Source organism: Pedobacter sp. GQ55, from assembly GCF_059758925.1.
In genome coordinates this window covers 454,782-465,640 of record NZ_JCAXEI010000004.1, presented here as the reverse complement: position 1 = coordinate 465,640, position 10,859 = coordinate 454,782, and the positions used below count along the sequence as shown (strand labels likewise).

Annotated in this window: 9 protein-coding genes; 8 read left to right on the top strand and 1 reads right to left on the bottom strand. The window is 36.4% G+C overall.

Features of this window, described 5'->3' with window-relative positions:
- Positions 1–41 precede the first annotated feature (41 nt).
- Positions 42–1,430 carry a dihydrolipoyl dehydrogenase gene (gene lpdA / locus AC6CH7_RS14555; protein ID WP_498263441.1) on the bottom strand — a complete coding sequence of 463 codons (1,389 nt, stop codon included), beginning with the start codon at positions 1,428–1,430 and terminating at the stop codon, positions 42–44.
- A gap of 325 nt (positions 1,431–1,755) precedes the next feature.
- On the opposite strand from lpdA, the gene AC6CH7_RS14550 reads away from it, so the two are divergent.
- The 8 genes from AC6CH7_RS14550 to AC6CH7_RS14515 all read left to right on the top strand — a co-directional run bounded on the left by AC6CH7_RS14550 (position 1,756) and on the right by AC6CH7_RS14515 (position 10,851).
- Positions 1,756–5,013: a TonB-dependent receptor gene (locus tag AC6CH7_RS14550; protein ID WP_498263440.1), complete on the top strand. Its 3,258-nt coding sequence runs from the start codon at positions 1,756–1,758 to the stop codon at positions 5,011–5,013.
- Between the two features lie 435 nt (positions 5,014–5,448).
- Entirely contained in the window at positions 5,449–5,667 is a 219-nt protein-coding gene (locus AC6CH7_RS14545) for a hypothetical protein (protein ID WP_498263439.1), read from the top strand.
- A gap of 98 nt (positions 5,668–5,765) precedes the next feature.
- Positions 5,766–6,623, top strand: coding sequence for a ThuA domain-containing protein (locus tag AC6CH7_RS14540; protein ID WP_498263438.1), 858 nt, complete (start codon positions 5,766–5,768; stop codon positions 6,621–6,623).
- A 97-nt stretch (positions 6,624–6,720) separates the two neighbouring features.
- Complete coding sequence (locus AC6CH7_RS14535) at positions 6,721–7,194, top strand: hypothetical protein (protein ID WP_498263437.1); 474 nt, start codon at positions 6,721–6,723, stop codon at positions 7,192–7,194.
- The gene (locus tag AC6CH7_RS14530) at positions 7,181–7,975 is read left to right on the top strand and encodes an SDR family NAD(P)-dependent oxidoreductase (RefSeq protein ID WP_498263436.1); all 795 of its coding nucleotides are present in this window, start codon (positions 7,181–7,183) and stop codon (positions 7,973–7,975) included. Before AC6CH7_RS14535 ends, AC6CH7_RS14530 begins: the two co-directional genes overlap by 14 nt.
- Positions 7,976–7,989: 14 nt before the next feature.
- Positions 7,990–8,973, top strand: a complete 984-nt coding sequence (locus AC6CH7_RS14525) for an NAD-dependent epimerase/dehydratase family protein (RefSeq protein WP_498263435.1) — start codon at positions 7,990–7,992, stop codon at positions 8,971–8,973.
- Positions 8,974–9,011: 38 nt separating this feature from the next.
- Complete coding sequence (locus tag AC6CH7_RS14520) at positions 9,012–10,103, top strand: sensor histidine kinase (protein ID WP_498263434.1); 1,092 nt, start codon at positions 9,012–9,014, stop codon at positions 10,101–10,103.
- Positions 10,084–10,851 carry a LytR/AlgR family response regulator transcription factor gene (locus AC6CH7_RS14515; RefSeq protein WP_498263433.1) on the top strand — a complete coding sequence of 256 codons (768 nt, stop codon included), beginning with the start codon at positions 10,084–10,086 and terminating at the stop codon, positions 10,849–10,851. The genes AC6CH7_RS14520 and AC6CH7_RS14515 overlap by 20 nt, the downstream gene beginning before the upstream one ends.
- Positions 10,852–10,859: the final 8 nt, after the last annotated feature.

Below are 10,859 nucleotides of genomic sequence, written 5' to 3'. Positions count from 1 at the left end.
CAATGCGGCCTTTTTCAAAATATGTTGATGCTAAATTATTCTTATAAATGGATTACTTCTCCATATGCATCAGCAGCAGCTTCCATAATTGCTTCACTCATAGTAGGGTGAGGGTGAACGGATTTAATCATTTCATGACCGGTTGTTTCCAGTTTACGGGCAACAACAATTTCGGCAATCATTTCTGTAACGTTAGCACCAATCATGTGAGCGCCTAATAATTCTCCGTATTTGGCGTCAAATATTAATTTAACGAAACCATCTTTAGCACCGGCAGCACTTGCCTTACCTGATGCAGAGAATGGGAATTTTCCGATTTTCAATTCATATCCTGCGGCTTTGGCGGCTTTTTCAGTATAACCTACCGAAGCAATTTCAGGACTGCAATAAGTACATCCCGGAATATTGTTATAGTCTAAAGGTTCAGGTTTGTGTCCGGCAATTTTTTCTACACAAATAATACCTTCTGCCGAAGCAACGTGAGCCAGCGCTTGCCCGCCAACGATATCACCAATAGCATAATAGCCTTTTACAGAAGTATTGTAGAATTCATCTACAACCACTTTGCCTTTTTCAGTTTTGATGCCAGTTTCTTCTAAACCTAAGTTTTCGATGTTTGCAACCACACCAGCAGCAGAAAGAACGATATCACATTCAAGCGTTTGCATACCTGATGCCGTTTTAACCTGTACTTTGCAGCCAGCACCGCTGGTGTCAACAGATTCAACACTTGAGGAGGTCATGACCTCGATACCTGCTTTTTTAAAGCTGCGTAATAATTGTTTAGATACATCTTCATCTTCAACTGGAACAACATTGTCCATAAACTCAACAACGGTAACCTTAGTACCTAACGTGGCGTAGAAATAAGCAAATTCAACACCTATGGCACCAGAACCAACAACCACCATAGATTTTGGTTGCTCAGGTAAAACCATAGCTTGTCTGTAGCCAATTACTTTTTTACCATCCTGTTTTAAATTAGGTAATTCTCTTGATCTTCCGCCTGTAGCTAATATAATGTTAGTTGCAGTATATTCTTTTTGAGAACCGTCAGCAGCTTTAACTTCTATTTTATTTCCAGGTTTAACTTTACCTGAACCCATTATTACATCAATTTTGTTCTTTTTCATTAAGAACTGAACCCCTTTGCTCATACCATCAGCAACGCCACGGCTACGCTTAATGACTGCTGCAAAATCAGCCTCAGCTTCAGCGGTTTTGATGCCATATTCGGAAGCATGGTTAATGTATTCAAACACCTGGGCACTTTTTAGTAATGCTTTAGTAGGTATACAGCCCCAGTTAAGGCATATCCCACCCAAGGATTCGCGCTCTACAACTGCAGTTTTCAAACCTAACTGAGAAGCTCTGATTGCAGCTACGTATCCTCCGGGACCGCTGCCTATTACAATTACATCGTAGTTCATATCTTATTATAAAGGAATTTAACTTTAGTAAACGCCCAAAAATAAAAAAAAATGTTCGTTAATACTTCCTTTAAGATTTTTGAGTAAATGATTTAGCTGAATAGAATGTTAACATATGACCTTACTAAAACAAAAAGCAGTTTGCCCGATAAAAACAATGTGCTGATAAACTGTTGGTTATATATTTAATTCCTGTGTTAAATGTTGATAAGTTTTGACTTTATTAATAATTATTTAACATGAAAATTAAAGTGAGCATTAAATTAATATTTAAATTTGCCGCTATCATCAATTTTTGATGTTATTCATAAAAAAAACAAACAATATGAAGAAATCTTTACTATTTAAAATTGTAGTAATCGTTTTGGCATTTGTGGGGTCTATTTCTGCAGTGAATGCACAAGTAACTACATCTGCTATGAACGGTACTGTTACTGATGACAAAGGGGCACTGCCAGGTGCAACTGTAGTAGCAGTCCATGGTCCAACAGGAACTGTTTATAAAACTATTACAAGAAATGATGGGCGTTATAACTTTGCTAACATTAATGTTGGCGGACCTTACACCGTAACCGCCACAATGGTTGGTTACAGCGCGTCAAAAAATTCAAACATTAACTTGGGATTAGGTCAGAACTTTAAGGTAGACTTTAAATTGCAGGAATCATCACAATCACTTGCAGAGGTTACCATTGTTTCTAATCAAAACAAAACCATCAACAATTCACGTACAGGAGCACAAACAAGTGTATCTCGCGAGCAATTAGAGAAGTTACCGACTTTTAACAGAAGTGTAACGGATCTAACTAAACTTACCCCTCAGTCAAATTCACAAGGAGATGGTTTTTCATTTGCAGGACGTAATAACAAGTTTAACTCGTTTACTATCGATGGTTCTCAGTTTAATAACTCATTCGGCTTAACTGCAATGCCTGGGGGCGGAACAGGTGCTCAACCTATTTCCCTGGATGCGTTAGATCAAATCACCATCAACATTGCTCCTTACGATGTAAAGCAAGGTGGTTTTACCGGAGGTAGTGTAAATGCTGTAACAAAAAGCGGAACTAACAATTTCTCTGGATCGGTTTACACTTTCTACAAGGATCAAAACTTGCAGGGATATAAAGTAGGAGATGCTGAAATCCCTAAAACACCAGCCAATGCTTTTACAAACAAGATATTTGGTGCTCGCATTGGAGGTCCTATTATAAAAGATAAATTATTCTTCTTCATAAACGGAGAGATTACAAGAAGAGCTTTTCCTGGAACAACTTTAAGTCCTGATAGAGGACAAGGTGGAAGTAATATAACTAAAGTTAAGGCATCTGATCTAGATGCTGTTAAAAGTTTACTTATCTCTAAATGGGGATATGACCCGGGTGTTTATGAAGGCTACTCAAGTGATCAGCAAGCTGACAACTTAACAGCCCGTCTAGATTGGAACATTAATGAAAATAATAAGTTAACTATCCGTTATAATTATTTGAAATCATTTAAAGATATTGATCCAAGTTCATCAAATTCAAATAGTGGTCGTGGTCCTAGTCTTACTTCAACGATTTTCTCAAACATGCGTTATCGGTTTTTTAACAATACCAAATCGATTGCAGCTGAGTTAAACTCTAAATTCGGAAACAGATTTTCAAACAATTTACAAGTAAGTTATTCTGCTTTCCGTGATTATCGCGAAATTTATGGAAATCCTTTCCCTGTTGTAGATATTGAAAACGGATCGGGATCCAACTACATATCATTGGGATCTGAGCCATTTAGTGGTTTAAATACATTAGATCAAGATGTTTACTCATTTACCGATAACTTTAACATCTACGCCGGAAGCCACAACATCACAATTGGAGCTTCAGGTCAATATTTAAAATATGGTAACGGATTTGCACAGTTTGTATATGGTCAGTTTCGTTATAAATCAGTTGCTGATTTCTTAGCCGCTGCAGGTGGTAACAACTCTGTTAACCCTAGCTTATACCAATTAACATATTCAGCCAATGGCGATCCAAAACCAATAGCTAAGTTATCTATGGCGCCTATAGCTGTTTACCTACAAGACGAATGGTTTGTTAGAGATAACTTTAAATTAACTTATGGTGTACGTGCTGATATTCCAATTTACACTTCAGAAATTACTTCTAACCCGGCTATCGTAAGTGCTACATTCCGCGATGGTGAAAAACTTGATGTAGGTAAATTACCTAAAACGCAGATTTTGATCTCTCCTCGTGTTGGTTTCAACTGGGATGTAAACGGCGATCAAACTTTCCAACTTAGAGGTGGATCCGGAATATTTACAGGTGGTATGCCTGGTGTTTATTTAGTAAACCAGGCAGGTCAAACAGGACTTTTATTTGGAAATGAAAATTCAACTAACCCAACTAACCGTCCATTTACCTCAAATGTTTCAGCATATGTTCCTTCAAATGCAGGGATTCCAGCAAGCTATGCTATTAATGCTACAGCTTCGGATTTTAAAGTTCCACAAGTATGGCGCTCTAATTTAGCAGCTGATTTTAAACTTCCAGGTGGTATTCTTGCAACTTTAGAAGGTATCTACACTAAATCTATAAATGAGATTTATCACCGCGATGCCAACTTAGTTAACCCAACAGCCAAATTAAGTGGTACAGGTGATACCCGTGATCTTTTCCCTGGTGGAAATGCCAACAGAATAAATAATTTCCTTAGTAATGCGATTGTGTTAGATAACACAAGCAAAGGTTATGCTTATAACTTAACTGCTCAATTGCAGAAACGCTTTGGCAGATATGTAGATGCGATGATTGCTTATACTTATAGTGATGCACGTGACGTAACATCTACACCAGGTTCACAAGCTAACTCTGCGTTTACAGGAAATCAAATTGTTAATGATCCAAATAACCCAATTCTTGCTTATAGCAGTTATGTTGTTAAAAACAGAATCGTTGCGGCAGTTAACTTCAATTTCGAAATAGCGCCAAAATTACCAACTTCAATAGGTGTTATTTATGAAGGCTCTCCTTATGGTGATAGTTTCGGAAATACACGTTTCTCTTATGTTGCGTCTGGTAACATAAACAACGATAATGGTACTAATAATGACCTTATCTATGTTCCTAAAGATAAGAACGATATCAATTTTGAAACTGGAGATGTTCTAAGCAGAGGTGCTGTAGTCTTTGCTGCTGAAAGCGCGGATTCACAATGGGCAAGATTAGATGCTTACATCAGTCAGGACAAATATTTAAGTACAAGAAGAGGACAGTATGCTGAACGTAATGGTGCAGAATATGCATGGTCCAATCGTTTTGACTTAAGAATTACTCAGGATTTCTTTACCAAATGGCAAGAAGAAAACAAAAGCCGTTTCCAAATCTCTGTTGATTTTGTAAACTTCGGAAACTTGCTTAACAAAGATTGGGGACTTACAAAAACACCTAACTTAAACAACTTTATGCAACTTCGTTCAGTAACTAATGGTGTACCGAAATACACTGTAGATAAGACTTTATCTAAAACATTTAGAGACAATACTTCTATAGCATCTAGATATCAGGTACAAGTTGGTGTACGTTATTCTTTTAACTAAGAATTATAATCATAAACAAAAAAGGCTTCCAATTTGGGAGCCTTTTTTGTCTAATAACGCTTTATATGCCAATCTCTTTAATTCTCCCAAAATTCCATTTTTTATAATTGCCATAACCTGTAATTGGTGAAAAAACTGATAAATAATCTATTAATATTTTTTATATCAAGATTTTATTCAAACTAAACAGGAATGTTAAAAGGATTTCAAAAGGATTTAATCCCTGTTATCTCCCTGTTTATAAAAAATAAACTATAGCTTTTTTAAACATCATGATTTACAGATGATTTAAATTTTTGCTTTTAGATAGCAGCCACTTTGGGCTAATAGTTAAATTTCAATCAAATGACATTTGATTATATCATTTCTCTTTTTTATACGTTATATAACAATTAAGTTACAGTAGGGAGCAACAAATATTAGGAGGAGTTAACAATGCCTTTAGAAACAATAGAATCAGAAAAACTGCAAATGACTACAAAAGAGTTTTTGAATGAACATTCTTTTGAAGAAATCCATGAAATGCTCGATAGGTTGTATAGTGGATGGGCAGGTCATGCCGCTGTTCAGGTTGAAACTGAAGAGCGACTTAAAACACTAATATTTTTTGACGAATTAAAACAGTTCTTCGAGAAAATTGAAGAAAGCAATTAGGGATATCATCCGCTGATAGTTATTTGTAATTAAAATTAGTAATTTGGATTTACAAGCTTGTTCTTTTCAATAAAGGTAAGAACGAACGCCTCCAGACTGTGAATCGAATACATGCCTTTTTACTTACCGAAGTCTTATTAAAATGCCTGCTGATATGTGGTGTGTTTTGTTTTCTTTTTTCCGCTGCTAATGCTCAAAATAAGCATCGCAAATTTAAAGTAATTGCATTTTATACCGGTAAAAATGATCAGGCTCACATTAGCTTTATTCATGAAGCCAATAGATGGTTCCCAAAAATGGCAACGGGGCATAATTTCACGTATGATTCAACCAGTAACTGGGACAATCTTAATGCAAACTTTCTTTCTAAATACCAGGTTGTAATTTTCTTGGATACAAGACCAGATAAACCAGCACAAAGGCAAGCATTTGAAAATTATATGAAACATGGCGGGGCGTGGATAGGCTTTCACTTTTCGGCCTTTGCATTAACTCCGTCAGACTTTCCACAAAACTGGGATTGGTATCATAATGAATTTCTTGGTTCCGGATCTTATGGAAGCAATACCTGGCGACCAACGTCTGCCATTCTCAAGGTCGAAGATAAAAAGCATCCCACCACAAAAAACTTACCTGGCACATTTAAATCGGCTCCCAATGAGTGGTATAAATGGACAAATGACCTAACAAAGAACCCTAATATTCAAATACTATTGTCAATTGACACCAGCAGTTTCCCTCTGGGTACAGGGCCTAAGCCTTACGAAATATGGCATAGTGGCTATTATCCTGTAGCGTGGGCAAATAAGAACTATAAAATGGTATATATGAATATGGGCCATAATGATATTGACTATGAACACCCTCCGCATAACAGAGATTTATCATTTACTTTTGATAACGAAGTTCAAAACAAACTGGTCATGAACAGCTTAATTTGGCTCGGCAGTAAATAAGTACAATTCAAAGCGAAATATCTACGCTTCATCAACTATTTGTCTTTTCCTGTTTAACAGATCTACAGCTTTGTACAAGAAATAAGCTAATAGTGATATGTTAACAGGATGTCTTTTTGAAAATAGAGTAGGTGTCAGGATACTAGGAGGTACTTCGGATTTGATTTCGCTGCACAAAACTGTGCGCAAAATAACAGTGGTAATAGTTGATTATGAACTCAAGGATACCAACGTTTCCAATCTACTTGTAGATTTTTTGGAGAACATTGAAAAAACAATTCATAGAAATCAGACTATTTCTGATGGTTTTGAAAGCTCATGGACAGAGTTGCTAATCGTCAGTCGCCTGCTAAGGCTATTATCTGGCTATGTGGTAACGGATGAACTGGACGAAATCAATATGCTCCTTCTTGAATATATTATCGGAAAAACAATCTCGCCTGCAAACGAGCAGGAGTATTTAGGGCTTAATAATTATATAGAACAGGAATTTTTATGCGTGAACATTAAACAATTCATTAAAAGGTTTGACTGCATAATAAATAGAAAACATACCTATGAAAAGCATTAGATATACATTAATTACCGGCGCCAGTTCAGGTTTAGGGAAAGAGTTTTCTATTCAGTGTGCAGCTATGGGAATGAATATTATTATGGTTGCCCTTCCGGGAAGCAATATGACCTCTATTGCCGAAAACCTTGCACTTGAATATCAAATAGAAGCTAAAGTGTTTGAATTTGATATAACCGACAGCATATTGCTCATAGAAAGGTTGAATTACATTATAGAAAATTTTGAGGTCGACTTTTTAATTAATAACGCTGGCATTGGTGGTACGGCTTCTATAACAGAAAGTTCGTTAGAAGCAATGGATAGAATTTTGCAGGTAAACATCAGAAGTATGGTTTCAATTACTCAAATGCTATTGCCTCATTTGTTAAAACACCAAAAAAGCCATATCATGAATATCTCCAGTATGGCTGCTTTTACACCGATAGCTTATAAAACAGTATACCCTGCCTCAAAAGCGTTTATTTCTTCATTTTCCTTGGGGTTAAGAGAGGAACTGCATGATACCAATTTGTCGGTTAGTGTGGTTTATCCGGGGCCAATAATGACAAATTCAGGGGTGTCCATAAGGATAATGGGGCAGGGCACAAAAGGAAGGATTGGCTTATTGACAACCTCAGAGATTGTTCGCATTTCGCTAAAGCAAACCATGCTTAATAAAGCGGTAATTATTCCGGGTTTATGGAATAAGATAAATCATAGGTTAATGGGGCTTTTACCCATGGAGATGAAGCTTAGAATCGTATCGCGTGCGGTAAAGAAAGAAATTGCAATTAAATAATATCCAAAAGAATAATGAAAGTTTTAATAACCGGTGGTAATGGCTTTTTAGGCTCTAATGTTGCTCGTGAATTATTCAGACGAGGTTATGAGGTTAAGCTGATGATGAGGGGCACCTCGGATGCTACCGTAATTTCTGATGTGCCATGCGAAATCTATCACGGAGATATCAGTAATCAGGATGAGGTATCTATGGCTGTAAAGGGTTGCGATTATGTAGTGCATACGGCATCTATAACCCAACAGTGGGCGGTAACTTTTAAAGAGTATGAGTTAATTAATGTTAGAGGGACTATAAATGTAGTTAATGCTTGTCTGGAACATAATGTTAAAAAACTAATCCACATTAGTACTGCAAATACTATTGGACCGGGTAATAAAATTAGGCCTGCTAATGAATTGAACTCTTTTACGCTGCTGCATGTAAATTCTGGTTACATCAATAGTAAATACATTGCCCAGCAATATGTTTTGGAACAGGTAGAACGTAAAAACCTTCAGGCAATAATTGTAAATCCAACATTCATGATCGGGCAATTTGATGTAAAACCCAGTTCGGGTAAAATCATACTGCATGGTATAAATAAGCGATTGGTTTTCTATCCCCCAGGGGGTAAGAATTTTGTACACATTAATGATGTATGCACAGGTATTGCGAATGCATTAGAGATAGGGAAAATAGGCGATTGCTACTTGTTAGCCGGAGAAAATTTAACTTATAAAGAGTTCTTTAAATTATTGAATGGGGTAGCCGGGCAGGATCCTGCAATGGTACGCATCCCTCAATTCGTTTTAAAAATGATAGGAATAATGGGTACATTGGTTGGAGTATTTAGCAAAACATCTGGTAAGCTGACGTATTCTTCGGCCTATATGCTGTGTTTATACAACTACTATTCGGGCAAAAAATCTGAACGGGAACTATTGGTAAAATACACTCCGATAGACAAGGCCATAGGTAGTGCATTAACATGGTTCAAAGAAAATAATTACTGTTGAGTACTATGTTGATTGGTTTTTTAATAATGCTGATAAGGATGAATCCTGCCAAAGTTGAACAGATTTTTCAGAACAAATATTTTAAATACGGTTTAAGGGTATTGGTGCTATATGTTTTTAGCTTGATATTTAAATCTTTTGATCTTACGTTTCCGCACGAAGTTGGTTCATTCTTATTAAGGGGGCAGGCTTTTAGTTTGCTGTATATCATTTTCGGCTTAATTTCGTGGGAGGGGGCGGCCAGGCTATCGAAATATATAGATAAGAATATTTTTAATAATAGTGTTTCATCTAAGCTGCTGCTTTTATGCGTTAGCCTTTTGCTATATGGTTTGCTTATAGCTTATTTGTTTGGGTTATGCTATTCTGTATTTGATATTGTATTGTTTAAACAGTATGAAGCCTGGAATCATTTTGTGGCTTTCAGCTATGATTTAAATTTTGGCACTTTCATTTTCTACCTTTTAATACTTGCCTACAATGGTGTGGTTCTTTATTATAAGAACTGGAAGGAATCGCAGCTGAATGCAGAACGGTTAATGCGTGAGAATATCCAGGCAAAGTATGATGTGCTCAAAAGTCAGATAGACCCTCATTTTTTCTTTAACTCACTAAGCGTGCTTACTAATCTGGTGTATAAAAGTCCGGATTTATCGGCAGAGTATATTACGCAGTTGGCTAAGAGTTACAGGTATATACTGGATAAGAAATTTGAAAATCTGGTAACCATTAAAACAGAACTGGAGTTTTTAGAATCTTATTCTTTCCTGATCAGGATAAGACATCAGAGCAGCATAGAATTCCATATAAACATTAGTGAAGAGGTAAAATGTACAGGCATGGTACCGCCGGCAACTTTGCAAATGCTGGTCGAAAATGCAGTAAAACATAATCGCTTTTCGGCCAATGATCCTCTACGCATTTGTATAAAAGATGAAGGTGAATATCTTATTATTGCAAACGACCTGAGAAAACGTGCAAGTGTTCAGAATTCTATTGGTGTTGGTTTGGATAACATCAGTAAAAGGTATGAGTTAACAAGTGATAAAAGAATTACCATAACCGAAACAGATAATACATTTACAGTACGTGTACCAATAATACATAGTTATGAAGATTATAATATTTGAGGATGAAAGGCATAATGCCGAAAGGTTGATTCAGCTGCTGCAAAAATGTTTGCCTGTGATTGATGTGGCAGCTATTATTGAATCTGTTGAGGATGGGGTTAAATGGTTCGATAATCAGGCTAATACCGCTGATTTGATATTTATGGATATCCAGCTATCGGATGGCAATTGCTTTGAACTGTTTGAAAGGAGGGATGTTCAAATTCCTATTATTTTTACAACGGCGTACGACAGTTTTGCTTTGCAGGCATTTAAGGTTTATAGTGTTGATTATTTGATGAAACCAATTGATGTAAAAGACCTTAAGCGGGCAATAGAAAAGTATGAATACTTTAAGCTTCCGGCAAACTCAGGAGTTAACATTTCTAAAATTGCCGAGGAGTTTTCTAAGCGGGAAAATACACGTTTTATAGGCAAAATTAACAATCAGCTTATTTATGTGAAGGCTAAGGATATTGCCCATATTTACTTTGCTGATGGGTTAACCTGGGCCACTACCATGACTGATCAAAAGATCCCGTTGGACTATTCTTTAGATCAGATTGAGAAATTACTTGATAAGAACCTGTTTTTCAGAATCAACAGGAAACTGATTATTCATATTGATGCGATAAAAAAAATTACGACCTATTACAATAGCCGGTTTATTTTGCAGTTGTTGCCCGCTGTTGAGGTTGAAGCAATTATAAGCAGGGAAAGGGTAAATGGTTTTAAGGCCTGGCTTGAAGGACAAACCATTTCGTCGTAATACTCGAT

Coding starts and splice junctions, on each gene's coding strand:
- AC6CH7_RS14530 (WP_498263436.1), top strand. CDS start 7,181: ATGAAAAGCATTAGATATACATTAATTACCGGCGCCAGTTCAGGTTTA.
- AC6CH7_RS14520 (WP_498263434.1), top strand. CDS start 9,012: ATGAATCCTGCCAAAGTTGAACAGATTTTTCAGAACAAATATTTTAAA.
- AC6CH7_RS14525 (WP_498263435.1), top strand. CDS start 7,990: ATGAAAGTTTTAATAACCGGTGGTAATGGCTTTTTAGGCTCTAATGTT.
- AC6CH7_RS14535 (WP_498263437.1), top strand. CDS start 6,721: ATGTTAACAGGATGTCTTTTTGAAAATAGAGTAGGTGTCAGGATACTA.
- lpdA (WP_498263441.1), bottom strand. CDS start 1,430: ATGAACTACGATGTAATTGTAATAGGCAGCGGTCCCGGAGGATACGTA.
- AC6CH7_RS14545 (WP_498263439.1), top strand. CDS start 5,449: ATGCCTTTAGAAACAATAGAATCAGAAAAACTGCAAATGACTACAAAA.
- AC6CH7_RS14515 (WP_498263433.1), top strand. CDS start 10,084: ATGAAGATTATAATATTTGAGGATGAAAGGCATAATGCCGAAAGGTTG.
- AC6CH7_RS14550 (WP_498263440.1), top strand. CDS start 1,756: ATGAAGAAATCTTTACTATTTAAAATTGTAGTAATCGTTTTGGCATTT.